A 17,272-nucleotide genomic window follows, 5' to 3' on the forward strand; every position below is an offset into this window, starting at 1 on the left:
TGCCGTCGGTCCGGCGGTTGCCGCGGGTGCGGCGGCTGGTGCGTGGCGGCGCTTTGTGGCGCGGGAGGGTGCCTGTGACGCAGGCGTCAGGGCGCGCAGGCGGTGGGCCTGCCGGGACAGCCCGGACACCTTCAACGTATGACACCGCGTGTCAGCTGACAAGGCACTGAGTGCCAGATATTGCGCTCAGGTGAAATCTTTACCCGACAGATGAGCGATGATCGATCGTGCGCGGGTGGAGGATCGCTCGAAAACAGGCCCGGACACACCAAAACGGCCACCCCCGAGGGGGTGGCCGTCGGCACAGCGGTCGTGGCTCAGCGCTCCCTCAGTGCCTCCTCGATGGCGCGCATGACCTCGTCCAGCGGGGCGTCGGTCCGGGCGACCGTCACCAGCACCTCGCCCTGCCGGGAGACGGCGGCGGGCGACACGGGCGCTCCGGGCGCCCCGGCCGAGGAGGCGGCGGTGGCCGGCGCCGCCGTGGTGCGGCCGGCCCCGATCCCGGTCCCGAAGGTCCTGCGGACGATCGCGAACGCGTGGTCGAGCTGGGTCTCCACGTCGCCCCGGCCGTCCGCCCGCAGCCAGCGCCGCAGCACGTGGTTGTGCGCCGTGACCACCGCCGAGGCGGCGACCTCGGCCAGCAGCGGATCGTCGTTGGCGTCGTCGGCGTGCGCCCGCTCGTCGAAGTGCCCCAGCAGATAGCGGGTGAACAGCCGCTCGTAGCGGGCCACCGAGGCGATCTCCGCCTCGCGCAGCGTGGGCACCTCGCGGGTCAGCTTGTAGCGGGCGACCGAGATCTCCGGCCGCGCCGCGTACATCTTCATGACCTCCTTGATGCCGCGGCACACCGTGTCGAGCGGATGCTCGTGCGCGGGGGCGGCGTTCAGCACCGCCTCGGCCCGGATCAGGGTGTCGTCGTGGTCGGGGAAGATCGCCTCTTCCTTGGAGCGGAAGTGGCGGAAGAAGGTGCGGCGGGCGACCCCGGCCGCCGCGGCGATCTCGTCGACCGTGGTCGCCTCGTACCCCTTCGTCGCGAACAGCTCCATCGCGGCGGCGGCCAGCTCCCGGCGCATCTTGAGCCGTTGCGCGGCGGCGCGGGAGCCCGCGGCGCTCTCCGGCGCGTCGGGCGTGGCGGGGGTGCGTGAGGACTTGGCGGGCTGGGGCATGACCTGAACGTACTGCATGGGCGCGGCCCGATGCGCAGGTCCCCGGCCTTCACCACCCTGGCCGGGCGGGGGCGGGGCGGCCGGGTCCAGCAGACCGCCCCACTCCCTCGCGGCCCGGAACCGCTCGCTGCCCGGCCCGCACCGCTCCTCTGCCGGCCGCGATCGTCCCTCCGCGGGCCGGGACCGGCCGCCGGAGCGGTCAGCGCCGGGCATGCTCACGGAAGCCGCGGCCCGTCTTGCGGCCGAGGCAGCCCGCGGCCACCAGATGCTCCAGCAGGGGCGCCGGGGCCAGGCCCGGGTCGCGGAACTCGCGGTGCAGCACCTTCTCGATGGCCAGCGAGACGTCCAGACCGACCACGTCCAGCAGTTCGAAGGGCCCCATCGGATAGCCGCCGCCCAGCTTCATCGCCGCGTCGATGTCGTCGAGGCTCGCGTAGTGCTCCTGGACCATCTTGATCGCGTTGTTGAGGTACGGGAACAGCAGCGCGTTGACGATGAAACCGGCCCGGTCGCCGCAGTCCACCGGGTGCTTGCGGACCTCGGCGCACACCTCGCGGACCGTGGCGTGGGCGTCGTCCGCCGTCAGCACCGTGCGCACCACCTCGACGAGCTTCATGGCCGGGGCCGGGTTGAAGAAGTGCATGCCGACCACGTCCTGCGGGCGCGAGGTGGCACGGGCGCAGGCGATCACCGGCAGCGAGGACGTGGTGGTGGCGAGCACCGCGCCCGGCCTGCAGACCTTGTCCAGCGTCGCGAACACCTGCTGCTTGACGGCCAGGTCCTCGGCGACGGCCTCCACCGCCAGGTCGACGTCCGCGAAGTCGTCGTACGTGCCGGTGGCCGTGATCCGGTCGAGGGCCTGCGCGGCGGTCTCGGCGCTCATCCGGCCCCGGTCCACCGAGCGCGCCAGCGAGCCGCCGATCCGGGCCCTGGCCGCCTCCGCCTTCCCGGCGGTGCGCGCGGCGAGCACCACCTCGTAGCCCGCCTTCGCGAACACCTCCGCGATGCCCGACGCCATGGTGCCCGAGCCGGCCACCCCGATCACGCGCACGGGCCGGCCGGGGGCGGGCGCGTCGCCCTCCGGCGGGGTGAGGGCGTCCCGCACGAGGGTGCCGCTGCCCGGCGACTCGTAGGTGTAGAAGCCGCGCCCCGCCTTGCGGCCGGTCAGGCCCGCCTCGCTGAGCTGCCTGAGGATCGGCGCGGGCGCGTGCAGCCGGTCGTGCGAGGCGGCGTACATGGCCTCCAGGACGGTGCGCGCGGTGTCCACGCCGATCAGGTCGAGCAGGGCGAGCGGGCCCATCGGCAGGCCGCAGCCGAGCCGCATCGCGGCGTCGATGTCCTCCCGTGAGGCGTACTTGGCCTCGTACATCGCGGCGGCCTGGTTGAGGTAGCCGAACAGCAGCCCGTCGGCGACGAATCCGGGCCGGTCGCCGACCGCGACCGGCTCCTTGCCCAGTTCGGCGGCGAGGTCGGTGACGGCGGCGACGGCCTGTGGCGAGGTCAGCACCGAGGAGACCACCTCCACCAGCCGCATCGCCGGGGCCGGGTTGAAGAAGTGCAGGCCGAGCACGCGCTCGGGACGGGCCGAGTCGGCGGCGAGCCGGGTCACCGACAGCGCGTTGGTGCCGGTCGCCAGGATGGTCCCGGGCCGCACGACGCGGTCCAGCTCGCGGAAGATCTGCTGCTTGATCTCGTACGACTCCGGCGCGACCTCGATGACCAGGTCGGCGTCGGCGGCGGCGGACAGATCGGCCGAGGTGCGCACGCGGGCGAGGACGTCCGCGCGCTCCTGCTCGGTCAGCCGGCCGCGCGCCACGGCGCGGGCGGTGGAGGACTCCAGGGCGGCGACGGACCGGGCGGTCGCGGCCTCGTCGATGTCGATGCCGACGACCTCGCGGCCGGCGCGGGCCAGGACCTCGGTGATGCCGGTGCCCATGGTGCCGAGGCCGACGACGGCCACGGTCTTGAGCGGGGACAGGGGGGTGTCGGGGCGGGGAGCGGCCATCGCGGGACTCCAGGAATGAGGGGTGACGACTGGGAACGCGACCGGGTGCGCCGAGCGGGCGCACCGGGTGCGGAGGGAGGGGGTGCGGGTGTTGCCGGGCTGCCGAGGACCGTCAGGTCCTGGCGCACACGCCCGGGAGCCCGCGCCGCGGACGCGCACACGCCCGTGCGGCACGAGGCCGGCCGGCTCTGTCCCGGAGCCGGGTCGTACAGCGGTACACGCGCCGGTACCAGGGGGCACCGGACCGACGGCACTCGCGGTGGCTGCGTCACCAGGCCGCCACGAGTCGATGCGAGTGGGTAACTCGCTCGTCTGAGCTTAACCCGTGGGTAACGAGCGCGCTAGCCCCCTGAGTTTGCTGCGCGCGGGGTGTCCCGTGCGGCCCGGCACGCCTCTATCGTGGCCTTCGTGGACGAAGAGTTGCGATCACTCACGGAACGCTTACGGCAGGAGTCCGGAGGGACGGCCGAGTACCGGCGACTGGCGCGGACCGAGGACCCGGACGAGCTGGCCGCCGTCCTGACCGCCGCGGGACGGCCGCTGTGGGCCAGGGAACTGGCCGCTTTCCGGCTGGGCCTCGCGGGTGACCGGCGCGCCTTCGAGTCCCTCGTCCTGCTGCTCAACCACCGCGACCCGCCGCGCTGCGCGAGCGCCGCGTACGCCCTGGGCCGCCTCGGCGACCCCCGCACGGCCCGCGCGGCGGCGGCCCTCGCCACCAACGAACTCCGCGTCGCCTACGCCCTGCACCCCGTGCGCCTGCTCGTCACCCTGCGCGCCCCGGAGTCCGTGCCCGCGCTGATCACCACCCTGCGCCGCCGGCTGCACCCGCACGACCCCTACCGCCGGGTGGCGCTGGCCTGTGTGGAGGGCCTCGGCGCCCTGGGCGACGCCCGCGCCCGCCCGGTCCTCGACGAGGCCCTGGCCCACCCCCCGCTGGCCGAAGCGGCGGTCCACGCCCTGGCCCGTCTCCCGAAACGCAACTGACCGCGCCTCAGCCGCTCAGCCCCCGGACATTCAGCCGCTCAGCCCCCGGACATACCGCACCTCGGGCACGGCGACACCGTCGACCCTCGGAGGAGACGACGGCACCGTCGGCCCGGAACCCGGCGCGTTCGTAGAAGCGCCGGGCGCGGGTGTTGCCCTCCACCACCCACGGGGACATCCGCGGTGTCTGGCCGCGGCGCACCGGCGCACGGACTCCGCCGGCAGCCCGTGCCCGATGCCGTGGCCGTGCCACCGCGGATCGACGTAGAGGGCGTACAACTCGGCGTCATCGGTGGCGACCTCACCGTCCCGGTGGGGTCCGTGGCAGGCCCGGCCCAGGACTTCACCGTCCCCGCCCGGCTGCCCCGGCTGCCCCGGCTCGCCGGGAGGCGCTCCCACGGCGACCAGGTCGACCGTCCTGCTGTCTTCCCGCGCGAGCAGAGCGCGGCGCAGCTCGGCGTCCCGCTCCACGCTGAGCGCGTCCAGGAAGGAGCGCGGCATCAGGTCCCGGTACGCGGTGCGCCAGCCGTGGACGCGGATCTCGGCCACGCGGTCGCAGCCGGCGAGGGCCGTCTCGCGCACCCGGGGTCCGCTCACCCGCTCACCCGCTCACCCGCTCACGACCGCGAACGCCTCGATCTCCATCAGGAATTCGGGGCGCACCAGGGCGGCGACCTGGACGGCGGAGGAGGCGGGGAGGCGATCGTCGGGTATGTGGGCGGCGCGGGCCGTGCGGATGGCGGGGAGGTGGGCGATGTCCGTGACGAAGTAGGTGAGTTTGACGACGTCGTCGAAGCCGGCGCCCGCGGCGGCCAGGCAGCGGCGCAGGTTCTCGAAGACCTGGCGGGCCTGGGCCGCCGGGTCGCCCTCGCCGACCAGCCGCCCGTCCTCGTCCAGGGCGAGCTGGCCCGAGACGGCGATGAGGCGGCCGGTGCCCATGACGACGTGGGAGTACGGGGGTGCGGGGGCGACGCCCTCGGGCGCGGGAATTCTGGTCAGCTCGCTCATGCCCCCATGGTGGACCATGGGTGTGACAGCCGGACCCCGCCCCCGCCCCGAGGGTGCGTCAGGTGGTCAGCCGCGGAAGCGGACCAGGTCGTGCAGGGCCGCGGCCCCGCGCGCCCCACCCGTGCCGTGCGCGGGCGCCGCGGCCTTGCCGCTCAGCGGTTTCGGGTCGGGCGTCTTCGGGCACACGGCGTCGGCCGCCGCGCCGCCTTGGGCGCGCGGCACGGTGCCGTCGCGCAGATACGCCGCCAGATGCCCGTCCAGGCAGGTGTTCCCGCTCAGCGTGACGCCGTGGTTGCCGCCGCCCTCCTCGACGACCAGCCGGGACCCGGCCAGCATCCGGTGCACCCGTACCCCGCCCTCGTACGGCGTGGCGGCGTCGTCGGTCGCCTGGAACAGGAGCACCGGTGGCAGCGCGTCGTTGGCGATGTCCAGAGGACGCTCGGCGGGTACCGGCCAGAACGCGCACGACGCGTTGTACCAGGCGTTGTTCCAGGCCATGAACGGCGCCTTGTCGTGCACCGCCCAGGTGTCCGCGCGCCACTGCCGCCAGTCGCGCGGCCAGGCGGCGTCACGGCACTGCACCGCCGTGTAGACGCTGTAGCCGTTGTCCCCGGAGGCGTCCACGGCGCCGAGGTCGTCGTAGGCCGCGACCAGCGCGTCGCTCTTCCCGTCCTTCGCGTACGCGGCGAACGCCTGGGCGAGCAGCGGCCAGTAGCCGTTGTAGTAGCCGCCGGGCATGAAGGTGTCCTCCAGTTCGGAGGCGCCCACCTTCCCGCCCGCGGGCTCGCGCGCGAGCGCCGCCCGCATCGCGTACCACTTCGCCTCGACCACCGCCGGATCGGTGCCCAGCCCGTAGGCGGCGTCGTTGCGGGCGACCCAGGCCAGGAACGCCCGGTGGCGGGCGTCGAACGCCACGTCCTGCCGCAGGTTGTCCTCGTACCAGATCCCGGCCGGGTCGACGACCGAGTCCAGCACCAGGCGGCGCACCCGGTGCGGGTACAGCTTGGCGTACACCGCGCCGAGGTAGGTGCCGTAGGAATAGCCGAAGTAGCTGAGCCGCGGCGCCCCGAGGGCCTCGCGGACGGCGTCCATGTCCCGGGCCGCGTCCACGGTGTCGATGTGGGGCAGCACGCTCGCGTACTTGCGCGCGCAGGCGTCGGCGAAGGAGCGCACCCGCGCGAGGCCGGCCTGTTCGAGGGCCGGGGTGGCGGGCACCGAGTCCGGGCGCACCGCCTTGAAGTGGCCCGGCGCGCAGTCCAGCGCCGGGCCGCTCTCGCCCACCCCGCGCGGGTCGAAGCCGACGACGTCGTACTGGGCCGCGACCGCCTTCGGCAGCGCCGAGGCGACGAAGGCGGCGAGGGAGAGCCCGCTGCCCCCGGGGCCGCCGGGGTTGACCAGCAGCGGGCCCTGAGAGGTCCGCGCGGTGTGCGGGATGCGGGTCAGTGCCAGCGAGACCTGCCGCCCGGACGGGGCGCGGCGGTCCAGCGGCACCCGCACGGTGCCGCACTGGAGGGTCGGACGGTCGGTGGTGCCGCACTTCTTCCAGCTGATCCCGGCGGTCGGGGCGGCTGCGGGGTGCGCGGTGCGCGCGTCGGCGGGGGCGGCGGTGACAGAGCCGGCCACGACGAGCGCGGCACCGCACAGTACGGCGGCGCGTCTTCTCATGCGTCCTCCCAGGACGGAGAGGCTGCGGACCGCGCGTCCCGCGATCCTCGCCGCATCGTCCCGGAAGGCGCCTCCGGTGCGCCGCATTATGAACCTTATTGACCCGATTGGTCGGGCCGGTGCCCTCGAACGATCACCGGCACCGTCTCAGAGGAGCGAGAGCTGTACGGGCTCGCTCGGCCCGGCCGTGTCCGCCGGATGCGCGAGCGGCCGGTCCGGGCGGATGCGGCGGGCCGCTCCCGCGCGCGCGGGGCCGATGCCGTACTCCTGGGCCAGTTCGTGCACCTGGCCGGTGATGCGGCGCTGGTACCACTTGGGGGCGTAGGAGCCGTCGGCGTACAGGCGCTCGTAGCGGCGCACCAGATGCGGGTGGTGCGCGGCGAGCCAGGCCATGAACCATTCGCGGGCGCCGGGCCGCAGGTGCAGCGTCAGCGGTGTGACGGAGGTGGCGCCCGCCGCCGCGATCGCCCGCACCGTCGCCCGCAGCTGGGCCGGGTCGTCACCGAGGAAGGGGATCACCGGCGCCATCAGCACCCCGCAGCCGATGCCGTGCTCGCCGAGGGTGCGCACGACGTCCAGGCGGCGTTCCGGCGCGGGCGTGCCCGGCTCCACGGTGCGCCACAGCCCGGGGTCGGTGAAGCCCACGGAGACCGAGATGCCCACGTCGGTGACCTCGTTGGCCTGCTTCAGCAGATCGAGGTCGCGCAGGATCAGCGTGCCCTTGGTCAGGATCGAGAACGGGTTCGCGTGATCGCGCAGCGCGGAGATGATGCCCGGCATCAGCCGGTAGCGGCCCTCGGCGCGCTGGTAGCAGTCGACGTTGGTGCCCATCGCGATGTGCTCGCCCCGCCAGCGGCGGGCGGAGAGCTGGCGGCGCAGCAGCTCGGGGGCGTTCACCTTGACCACGATCTGGGTGTCGAAGCCGAGGCCCGTGTCCAGGTCCAGATAGCTGTGCGTCTTGCGGGCGAAGCAGTAGACGCACGCGTGCGTGCAGCCCCGATAGGGGTTGACCGTCCATTCGAACGGCATCCGGGAGGCGCCGGGCACCCGGTTGACGATCGAACGGGCCCGGACCTCGTGGAAGGTGATCCCGGCGAATTCCGGGGTGTCGAACGTGCGGACCGTGACCGCGTCGGCGCCGAACAGCGCCGCGTCCGCCCGGCCGTGTTCGACGGCGGGCTCGCCGGGGTCCCGGGAGTCTGCCGGTTCTGCCGGGCCCGCCGGGTCTTCGGGGTTCACGGGGCCCGCTGTGAGGTTGTCCCAGCGCATGACGCCTCCTCGGTAGCACTGCCCACAGAATAGAACACTTGTTCCCTTGATCGTGCGGACGACCGCGGCCGGGCCGTTCCGGCACCGTTCCCGATCGCCCCGCGCGCCGGGTCCGATCACTTGCCGCACCCCGATTTGGGTGCCCGGCGAGCGGGGTGGTTGGCTTGCCCCCCACCCTGAGAACGGATGTCCTGGAGGAACCCCATGGCGCAGGTCGAGGCCACTACGGAGCGGGTCGTCGCGGCGGACGCGGAGAAGGTGTTCGACGCCCTCGCCGACTACAGCGGCACCCGCGGGCGGTTGCTGCCCCAGCACTTCAGCGAGTACGAGGTACGTGAGGGCGGCGACGGCGAGGGCACCCTCGTCCACTGGAAGCTCCAGGCCACCAGCAAGCGGATCCGCGACTGCCTCCTGGAGGTCAGCGAGCCCACCGACGGCGAACTGGTCGAGAAGGACCGCAACTCGTCCATGGTGACCACCTGGCGGGTCACCCCGGCCGGCGAGGGCAGCTCCCGGGTCCTCGTCACCACCACCTGGCAGGGCGCGGGCGGTATCGGCGGCTTCTTCGAGAAGACGTTCGCCCCCAAGGGCCTCGGCCGGATCTACGAAGCCCTGCTCGCCAACCTCGCCACCGAGGTCGAGAAGTAGCACCGCCGGGGCAACTCGCCTCTTCCCCGCCCATGTTGACTCCTTCACCGGTTCGGGTGATCTCCGCACCGCCCCGCCCGGCGCCGTAACCCGGCGCGCTGTCCGCAGTTGTCGCTTTACGCGCGCAATCCGCGCGAGTGCGACGAGCGCGACGGTGCGACGAGGGAGAAGGACACGTGGGCGGGATCACTCTGGCGCAGGACGAACCGGTCGTGGCGCGGGCCGGGACCCGCGCCGCGACCGGTCCGCATCCCGTCGCGGCCGGCCCGGACCCCGCCGCGCCCCCGGCCGGCGCCGACGCCCTCAGCCCGCGGCGGGTCCGGCTGGTCTTCGTCGGTCTGATGCTCGCGCTGCTGCTGGCCGCCCTGGATCAGATGATCGTCGCCACCGCGCTCCCCAAGGTCGTCGGGGAACTGCACGGCCTGGACAAGATGTCGTGGGCGATCACCGCCTATCTGCTCACGGCCACCGTGGGACTGCCCGTCTACGGCAAGCTCGGCGACCTGGTCGGCCGCAAGGGCGTCTTCCAGTTCGCCATCGCGGTCTTCGTCATCGGCTCCGCGCTGGCCGGCCGGGCGCAGAGCATGGACCAGCTGATCGCCTACCGCGCCGTGCAGGGGCTCGGCGCCGGCGGTCTGATGATCGGCGTCCAGGCGATCATCGCGGACATCGTGCCGCCCCGGCAGCGCGGCCGGTTCATGGGGCTCATCGGCGCCGCCTTCGGACTGGCCTCCGTCGCCGGACCCCTGCTCGGCGGCTACTTCACCGACCACCTGTCCTGGCGCTGGTGCTTCTACGTCAACGTGCCCTTCGGCCTGGTCACGCTGCTCGTCGTCACCCTGGTGCTGAAGCTGCCCCGGCCGCGCACCAGGGCGCGCTTCGACTTCCTCGGCACCCTGCTGCTCGGCGCCGCCTCCACCTGCGCGGTCCTGCTGACCAGCTGGGGCGGCACGGAGTACGCCTGGGGGTCCCGCGTCATCCTGGGCCTGGGCGCGGGCGCCGCCGCCGCCAGCGTCCTCTTCGTCGTCGCCGAGCGCTTCGCCGCCGAGCCCCTGATCCCGCTGCGGCTCTTCCGCGACTCCGTCTTCAACATCAGCGGCCTGGTCGGCCTGGTCATCGGCGTCGCCCTGTTCGGCGCGGCCAGCTATCTGCCGACCTTCCTCCAGATGGTCGACGGCGCCTCGGCCACCGAGTCCGGACTGCTGATGCTGCCCATGATGGGCGGCATCGTGGTGGCGTCGATCGTCTCCGGCCAGCTCATCAGCCACACCGGCCGCTACCGGATGTACCCGCTGCTCGGCAGCGCCCTGTCCGCCGTCGGCATGTGGCTGCTGTCCCGTCTGGAGGTCGACACCTCCCGCGCGGCGTACAGCCTGTGGATGGCCGTCCTCGGCGCCGGGATCGGCCTGGTGATGCCGGTCCTCGTGCTCGCCGTGCAGAACTCCGTGCGCCCCGCCGACCTCGGCACCGCGACCAGCGCCAACAACTACTTCCGGCAGATCGGCGGCAGCGTCGGCGCCGCCGTCTTCGGCACCCTCTTCGCCGGCCGCCTCGCCGACGCCCTGCGCGAGCGCCTGCCCGCGCGCGCGGGCGCCGCCCTCCCCGACCCCGAGTCGATCACCCCCCAGACGGTCCGCGCGCTGCCGCCGGCCCTGCGCGACGCCTACATCCGGGCGTACGCCGACGCCATGCCGCGCATCTTCCTCTATCTGGTCCCGGTGCTCGTCCTCGGCCTGATCATCGCCTTCTTCCTCAAGGAGAAACCGCTGGTGTCCCACAACACCCACGCCCCGGCCGCCTTCGAGACCGAGCCGGTGGCGTACGTCCCCGCCGACGTGCCGCCGGCCCGGGTGCCCCACCCGGCCGGAGTCCCCGTGTGCGGCACGGTGCAGCACGCGGACGGGACCGTCGTGCCGCGCGCGGCCCTCACGCTGATCGACGTCGGCGGCCTCCAGATCGGGCGGGGCGCGAGCGGCGAGGACGGCCGGTACGCGCTGTCCACGCCGGGCAGCGGCTCGTACGTCCTGATCGCCTCGGCCGGCGGCCACCAGCCGCAGGCCGTCTCGGTGACCGTCGGCGAGCGCCCCGTGGAACTCGACGTGGTCCTCGGCGGCGCCGGACGCCTGGCGGGCACCGTGTGCACCGCGGACGGCAGCCCGGTGCGCGAGGCCACCGTCACCCTCACCAATGTGCACGGCGAGGTCGTCGCCAGCACCCGCAGCGGACGCGAGGGCGGCTACGTCATCACGGAGCTGGTCGCGGGGGAGTACACCCTCGCCGCCAGCGCGCCCGCCTTCCGCCCGGCCGCGCTGCCGGTCAGCGTGCAGGCCGCCCGCGAGACCCGCCAGGACGTCGAGCTGGCGGGCGGCGCCGTACTGCGCGGCACCGTACGGGCGAGCGGCGGCCGTGTCGTCGAGGACGCGCGCGTGACGCTGCTCGACGCGGCGGGCAACGTCGTCGACACACTCACCACCGGACCCGACGGAACGTTCCGGTTCGTGGACCTGTCCTCCGGCGAGTACACCGTGATCGCGGCCGGGTACCCGCCGGTCGCCACGGTGCTCCAGGTCGCGGGCGGCGGACGCACCGAACGCGATCTCCAGCTCGGTCACGAGGACTGACCCGTGCCGCCCGTGATCCACAGGTGACCCCCGGGCGGCCCGGGACCCGGCGGCCCGGGACCCGGCGGCCCGGGACCCGGCGGCCCGGGACCCGGCGGACCGGTGCCGCGGCGGCACGGTACCGTCGAGCCCCGGGCCGCCGCCCCGGCGTACGGTGAAGTACCGCCCGGCGGGCCGCAGTTCGCGCCCCCGCGCCGCCCGGCCGACCCGCGTGCGCGCCGACGCGCGGCGGGCGTGCCCGGCGGCGGACGGACGCGCGGTCCGCGACCCAGCGTGTCAGCGGAGCGGCGTATTGTCGCATTGACGTAGTTTGAAGGGGGCGGGGGCCGGTGCGGACCCTACGGGTTGTAGGGTGGCGTCCGCCCCATCGCAAACCCCCCACGGTACAGAGACGAGAGGTGGCCGTGTCGAGCGTCGCGCCCGAGCCGGACGTGAGTGTTGTCGTCATCGTCTACAACGACGAGGAGCGACTTTCCACGGCCGTCGGTTCCGTTCTCGAGCAAACTCTGCGCAATGTCGAGGTGATCATCGCCGACGACTGCTCGACGGACGGCTCCTTCGCTGTCGCGCAGGCGCTCGCCGCGGCCCACCCCGGCACGGTGCGCGCCATCCGGCTCCCGGAGAACAGCGGCGGCTGCGGCGAGCCCCGCAACCAGGGCGTCAAGGCCGCCCGCGGCCGGTACGTGATGTTCCTGGACAGCGACGACACGCTGGAACGCAACGCGTGCCGCAACATGGTCGAGGCCGCCGACCGCACCGAGGCCGACCTCGTCTCCGGCCTGTGCGTCCGGGTGTACACCGACAACCGGCACGGCAAGCGCGTCGCCTGGTACCCGTGGATGTACCGCACCACCCGCACCCTCGAATCGGTCGCCGAGCTGCCCGACCTGTTCGTCTTCGACACCCTGTCGACCAACAAGTGCTACCGGCGAGGCTTCCTCGTCGACAACGACCTGGCCTTCCCGCGCGGCATCCACTACGAGGACCTGCTGTTCTCCGCCCAGGCGTATCTGGCCGCCCGGCGCATCACCCTGATCCCGAACACGGTCTACCACTGGAACGTGGTCGAGAAGACCGCCGCCAAGTCGATCAGCAACCGGCGCGGCGAGATCAGGAACTTCGCCGACCGGGTCGAGATCCACCGCCGGATCGACGCCCTCCTGGACCGCCAGGGCCAGGAGCGGCTGAAGCTGTGGAAGGACATCAAGTTCCTCAAGCACGACCTCGTGCTCTACCTGCGGGAACTGCCCTTCCTCGACGACGACTACCGGCACGGCTTCGCCGAACTGGCCCGCGATTACGTCCAGGACTTCCCCGAGGCCGCCTACGCCGAGCTGGACCGCGTCCACGCCATCTGCGCCCAGCTGCTGCTGCGCGAGGACTGGGCCGGCCTGATGCCGGCCATCGACACCCTGATCAACCGGCACAAGATCGCCACCCCGCTGGCCGAGCGGGACGGCCGGATCTACTGGACCGACCGCCACCTCGACGACCCCGAGATGCGCGCCGTACTGGACGTCACCACCCTCGGCTACCACGCCAAGCGCCTGAACCAGATGTCCCTGCGCAACCGGCTCACCGACTACACCGCGCACGACGGGGACGTCCGGCTCGCCGGGGAGATCGTCAACCCGCTGGGTGTCATCGCCCCCGGCGCGAAGCTCTCGGCCGAGCTGGAGTTCCGGGCCAGGCGGCGCAGCCTGCAGACGTTCAGCTTCCCGGTCACCGCCCTCAGCCACGAGGGCGACACCATCGCCTGGCGGGCCGAGGTGCCCCTGAGCCGCCGCCTGCGGCCGCTCGGGATCATCGACGACGTCTGGGACGTCCGGCTGCACCTCACCGCGGACGGCACCAGGACCACCAGCCGGCTCACCGTCGGCACGGTCGACCTGGAGAACACCGAGGCCCTGCCCGTCCGGCCGCGGCTGACCCGGCTGCTGGCCGACCGCATCGAGGCCCAGGTGTCCGCCAAGGGCCACCTCGCCTTCCGGCTCGCCCAGCACGGCCAGGCCGCCCGCGCCGGACACGCCGCCGTCCGGCGCAACCTGCACGGCCGCCCCGCGCGCGCCGCCAAGGGCGCCTACCGCAAGCTGCGCGCCGTGCGCCGCGACCTGAACTCCGGCGCCCGCAAGCTCCAGGTCTACGAACGCATGCTGACCAGGCTGCCCATCCGCAAGGGCACCGTCGTCCTGGAGAGCCACCTCGGCAAGCAGTACAGCGACAGCCCCCGCGCCATCTACGAGGAGCTGCGCCGCCGCGAGGTGCCCGTCACCGCCATCTGGTCCTACGCGGGCGAGAGGCCCAAGGGCTTCCCCGAGGACGCCGAGCTGGTGCGCCGCTGGTCGTGGCGGTACCTCAAGGCGCTCGCCCAGGCCGAGTTCTGGATCGACAACCAGGGCTTCCCGCTGCGCCTGGCCAAGCGACCCGGCACGACGTACATCCAGACCTGGCACGGCTCCGCGCTCAAGCGGATGGGCTTCGACGAGCCCTCCCAGCGCATGCAGTCCGAGCAGGAGCAGCGCTCCTACCAGCAGGCCCTGGACCGCTTCGACCACTTCGTGGTCCGCAGCGAGCACGATGTGCGCACCCTCGCCCGCGCCTACCGCATCCCCGAGCACAAGCTCCTGCGCACCGGCTACCCGCGCAACGACGCCCTGGTCCGCGCCCGCGAGTCCACCGCGCCCGACCCCCGGGCCCGGCGCCTCGCCGAGCGCCTCGGCATCGACCCGGCCAAGAAGGTGCTGCTGTACGCGCCCACCTTCCGCGCCCACCGCGACGGCCGGGTACGGGACTTCGCGTTCCCCTTTGACGTCGAGGAGTACGCCGACCGCTTCGGCGACGACCACGTCCTGCTGGTGCGCGCCCACTACCTCAACCGGCTCACCCTGCCCCCCTCGGTGGCCGGGCGCGTCATCGACGTCAGCGCGGAGCCGGACATCACCCCGCTGCTGCTGCTCGCCGACGCCCTGATCACCGACTACTCCTCGGTGATGTTCGACTACGCCCTGCTCCAGCGCCCCCTGGTGTTCTACGTCCACGACTGGGAGGAGTACGCCGGGGACACCCGCGGCACCTACTTCGACCTGCTCGCGGAGGCGCCGGGCCCGGCACCGCGCACACCGGAGGAGCTGTTCGCCGCCATCGGCGACCTGGACGCCGTGCACGCCACGTACGAGGCGCGGCTGAAGGAGTTCGTGGACAAGTACGGCGAGTACGACCGCGGGGACGCCGCGGCGCAGATCGTGGACCGTTTCTTCGGCCCCGCGGGAGAGGCCCGATGACCCAGCGCGACATCTTCTTCGTGGCCAACGAGGTCGACGAACTCGGCGGCGTCGGCCGCTGGCAGGCCCAGCTCGCGACACTGCTCGCGGGCCGCGGCCACCGGGTCACCATCGCCGGCATCGCCCCGGCCGGACACCCGATGGACCTCGGCGAGAACCCGCCGTTCCGCACCGTCACGCTGTACGCCCGCCGCCCGCCGGGCCGCCCGCGCCCCCGCCGACTGCTCGGCTCCGCCGACCCGGCCGTGCGCCGCCACGACGCCCACATGCGCGCCGCCGCGAGCCGCCTCACCGGCCTCTTCCGGGCCGCAGCGCCCGGCGCGGTCATCATCGTCACGCAGGTGTGGGCGATGGAGTGGGTGGCCCTCGCGGACACCGCCGGGCACACCGTGATCGGCATGACCCACGAGTCCTTCGAGACGGCCCGCAAGTCGTCCCGCTTCGGCCGGGTGAAGAAGTACTACGGCACCGTCGACCGGCTGCTGGCCCTCACCCAGGAGGACGCCGACCGCTGGGTCGGCGAGGGCATGAACAACCTCGGCTTCATGCCGAACCCGCTGCCCCTGGCCCCCGGCGCGCCGTCCCCGCGCACCGAGAAGGTCGTGGCGAGCATCGGCCGGCTCTCCCACGAGAAGGGCGTCGACCTGCTCCTGGACGCCTGGGCCGAGGCCGCGCCCCAGCAGCCCGGCTGGACCCTGCGGATCTACGGCCGCGGCGAGTCCGAGGCCGACCTGCGCCGCCGGTGCGCCGAACTGGGCGTCGAGGACTCGGTGGACTTCGCCGGGCAGACCGACGACGTGCCCGGCGCGCTGCGCGCCTCCTCCGTCTTCGTGCAGTCCTCCCGCGGCGAGGGCTTCCCGCTGGTGCTGCTGGAGGCGATGGCGAGCGGGGTGCCCTGTGTCGCCTTCGACTGCGCGCCCGGCGTCCGCGAGATCGTCGGCCACGAGGAGGACGGGCTGCTGGCCCGGCCCGGCAACACCTCCGAGCTCGCCCGCCATCTGGTGCGGCTGATGTCCGACGAGGAACTGCGCGACCGGATGGGCGAGCAGGCCCTGCGGAGTGTGCGGCGCTTCGACCCGGACGCGATCACCGACCGCTGGGAGCGGCTCTTCGACTTCCTGGAGCGGTAGCGGCGAGCACCCTCGACCGGGCCGGCCCCAGGTACACCGACGACAGGCGGAGGACGGAGCGCGCATGACGGTGAGGCATTCTCGTGACGACCGGGGCGACAGCCGTGATCTGGCGGTCAACCCGGTCTTCAGCCGCGAGCCCCTTCAGGTGCCGCGGTACGCGCTGCCCCGGGCGGAGATGGACCCGGACACGGCGTACCAGATCGTGCACGACGAGCTGATGCTCGACGGCAACGCCCGGCAGAACCTGGCGACGTTCGTCTCCACCTGGGCCGAGCCGCAGGCGCGGCGGCTGATGGACGAGTGCGCCGAGAAGAACATGATCGACAAGGACGAGTACCCGCAGACCGCCGAGGTCGAGACGCGGTGCGTCCACATGCTCGCCCGGCTCTGGCACGCCGAGGACCCGCGCCGGGCGATCGGCTGCTCCACCACCGGTTCCAGCGAGGCGGCCATGCTGGGCGGGCTCGCGCTCAAGCGCCGCTGGCAGCACCGGCGCCGCGCCGAGGGCAAGCCCGCCGACCGGCCCAACCTGGTCATGGGCATCAACGTCCAGATCTGCTGGGAGAAGTTCGCCGACTACTTCGAGGTCGAGCCGCGCTACGTTCCGATGGAGGGGGACCGCTACCACCTCACCCCCGAGCAGGCCGTCGAGCTGTGCGACGAGAACACCATCGGGGTGGTCGCGGTCCTCGGTTCCACCTTCGACGGCAGCTACGAGCCCGTCGCCGCCATCGCCGCCGCGCTCGACGACCTCCAGGCCCGCACCGGCCTGGACATCCCGATCCATGTCGACGGCGCCTCCGGCGCGATGATCGCGCCCTTCCTCGACCCGGACCTGGAGTGGGACTTCCGGCTGCCGCGGGTCGCCTCCATCAACACCTCCGGGCACAAGTACGGGCTCGTCATGCCCGGCGTCGGCTGGGCCCTGTGGCGGGACAAGAAGGCCCTCCCCGACGACCTCGTCTTCCACGTCAACTACCTCGGCGGCGACATGCCGACCTTCGCGCTGAACTTCTCCCGGCCCGGCGCCCAGGTCGTCGCGCAGTACTACAACTTCCTGCGGCTGGGCTTCGAGGGCTACCGGCGCGTCCAGCAGACCTGCCGCGACGTCGCCACCCGGCTCGCCGCCGAGATCGCGCGGCTCGGCCCGTTCGAGCTGATCACGGACGGCAGCGAGATCCCGGTCTTCGCGTTCCGGATGAGCGCGGGCACCGACCACTTCAGTGTCTTCGACGTCTCCGCCGCGCTGCGCGAGAGCGGCTGGCTGGTGCCCGCGTACACCTTCCCGAAGAACCGCACCGATCTGGCCGTGCTGCGGATCGTGGTCCGCAACGGCTTCAGCCACGACCTCGCCGATCTGCTCCTGGCCGATCTGCGCCGCGTCCTGCCCCGGCTGGACAAGCAGAACGAGCCGCACCGCACCGCCGACGACGCCGGCGGGTTCGCGCACGGCGCGGAGACCAAGAACCCACGCAGCCCCGGCCGCGACTGA

Annotated in this window: 12 protein-coding genes; 6 read left to right on the plus strand and 6 right to left on the minus strand. The window is 73.3% G+C overall.

Features of this window, described 5'->3' with window-relative positions:
* Positions 1 to 317: 317 nt before the first annotated feature.
* Positions 318 to 1,166, minus strand: a complete 849-nt coding sequence (locus R4Z62_RS28265; protein WP_064537725.1) for a TetR family transcriptional regulator — start codon at positions 1,164 to 1,166, stop codon at positions 318 to 320.
* A 199-nt stretch (positions 1,167 to 1,365) separates the two neighbouring features.
* Complete coding sequence (locus R4Z62_RS28270) at positions 1,366 to 3,171, minus strand: 3-hydroxyacyl-CoA dehydrogenase family protein (RefSeq protein WP_064536052.1); 1,806 nt, start codon at positions 3,169 to 3,171, stop codon at positions 1,366 to 1,368.
* A gap of 408 nt (positions 3,172 to 3,579) precedes the next feature.
* Between R4Z62_RS28270 and R4Z62_RS28275 the strand changes: the two genes are divergently transcribed.
* Positions 3,580 to 4,155, plus strand: coding sequence for an adenylosuccinate lyase (locus R4Z62_RS28275; protein WP_355485317.1), 576 nt, complete (start codon positions 3,580 to 3,582; stop codon positions 4,153 to 4,155).
* Between the two features lie 30 nt (positions 4,156 to 4,185).
* Here the strand turns inward: R4Z62_RS28275 and R4Z62_RS28280 are convergent, their stop codons facing one another.
* The 4 genes from R4Z62_RS28280 to R4Z62_RS28295 form a co-directional block, all read right to left on the minus strand.
* Positions 4,186 to 4,752, minus strand: coding sequence for a GNAT family N-acetyltransferase (locus tag R4Z62_RS28280; protein WP_491521267.1), 567 nt, complete (start codon positions 4,750 to 4,752; stop codon positions 4,186 to 4,188).
* A gap of 12 nt (positions 4,753 to 4,764) precedes the next feature.
* Entirely contained in the window at positions 4,765 to 5,163 is a 399-nt protein-coding gene (locus tag R4Z62_RS28285; RefSeq protein ID WP_491521268.1) for a RidA family protein, read from the minus strand.
* Between the two features lie 66 nt (positions 5,164 to 5,229).
* Entirely contained in the window at positions 5,230 to 6,828 is a 1,599-nt protein-coding gene (locus R4Z62_RS28290; RefSeq protein ID WP_491521269.1) for an alpha/beta hydrolase, read from the minus strand.
* A gap of 147 nt (positions 6,829 to 6,975) precedes the next feature.
* Complete coding sequence (locus tag R4Z62_RS28295) at positions 6,976 to 8,097, minus strand: Rv2578c family radical SAM protein (protein WP_216826781.1); 1,122 nt, start codon at positions 8,095 to 8,097, stop codon at positions 6,976 to 6,978.
* A gap of 204 nt (positions 8,098 to 8,301) precedes the next feature.
* On the opposite strand from R4Z62_RS28295, the gene R4Z62_RS28300 reads away from it, so the two are divergent.
* The 5 genes from R4Z62_RS28300 to gad all read left to right on the plus strand — a co-directional run bounded on the left by R4Z62_RS28300 (position 8,302) and on the right by gad (position 17,272).
* Positions 8,302 to 8,745 (plus strand): SRPBCC family protein, encoded by a 444-nt coding sequence (locus R4Z62_RS28300; RefSeq protein ID WP_355485311.1) that lies wholly within the window; start codon positions 8,302 to 8,304, stop codon positions 8,743 to 8,745.
* Between the two features lie 176 nt (positions 8,746 to 8,921).
* The gene (locus tag R4Z62_RS28305) at positions 8,922 to 11,366 is read left to right on the plus strand and encodes an MFS transporter (RefSeq protein ID WP_355485309.1); all 2,445 of its coding nucleotides are present in this window, start codon (positions 8,922 to 8,924) and stop codon (positions 11,364 to 11,366) included.
* Between the two features lie 398 nt (positions 11,367 to 11,764).
* Entirely contained in the window at positions 11,765 to 14,647 is a 2,883-nt protein-coding gene (locus R4Z62_RS28310; RefSeq protein WP_491521270.1) for a bifunctional glycosyltransferase/CDP-glycerol:glycerophosphate glycerophosphotransferase, read from the plus strand.
* A complete protein-coding gene (locus tag R4Z62_RS28315; RefSeq protein ID WP_064536059.1) occupies positions 14,644 to 15,777 on the plus strand; it encodes a glycosyltransferase in 1,134 nt (377 codons plus the stop codon). The genes R4Z62_RS28310 and R4Z62_RS28315 overlap by 4 nt, the downstream gene beginning before the upstream one ends.
* A 64-nt stretch (positions 15,778 to 15,841) precedes the next feature.
* A complete protein-coding gene (gene gad, locus R4Z62_RS28320; RefSeq protein ID WP_491521271.1) occupies positions 15,842 to 17,272 on the plus strand; it encodes a glutamate decarboxylase in 1,431 nt (476 codons plus the stop codon).

The organism is Streptomyces sp. PL-25 (genome assembly GCF_058344915.1).

Excerpts from the sequence above, each read along its gene's own strand:
- R4Z62_RS28265 (WP_064537725.1), bottom strand. The coding sequence starts at position 1,166 with ATGCCCCAGCCCGCCAAGTCCTCACGCACCCCCGCCACGCCCGACGCG.
- R4Z62_RS28270 (WP_064536052.1), bottom strand. The coding sequence starts at position 3,171 with ATGGCCGCTCCCCGCCCCGACACCCCCCTGTCCCCGCTCAAGACCGTG.
- R4Z62_RS28285 (WP_491521268.1), bottom strand. The coding sequence starts at position 5,163 with ATGAGCGAGCTGACCAGAATTCCCGCGCCCGAGGGCGTCGCCCCCGCA.
- R4Z62_RS28290 (WP_491521269.1), bottom strand. The coding sequence starts at position 6,828 with ATGAGAAGACGCGCCGCCGTACTGTGCGGTGCCGCGCTCGTCGTGGCC.
- R4Z62_RS28295 (WP_216826781.1), bottom strand. The coding sequence starts at position 8,097 with ATGCGCTGGGACAACCTCACAGCGGGCCCCGTGAACCCCGAAGACCCG.
- R4Z62_RS28300 (WP_355485311.1), top strand. The coding sequence starts at position 8,302 with ATGGCGCAGGTCGAGGCCACTACGGAGCGGGTCGTCGCGGCGGACGCG.
- R4Z62_RS28315 (WP_064536059.1), top strand. The coding sequence starts at position 14,644 with ATGACCCAGCGCGACATCTTCTTCGTGGCCAACGAGGTCGACGAACTC.
- gad (WP_491521271.1), top strand. The coding sequence starts at position 15,842 with ATGACGGTGAGGCATTCTCGTGACGACCGGGGCGACAGCCGTGATCTG.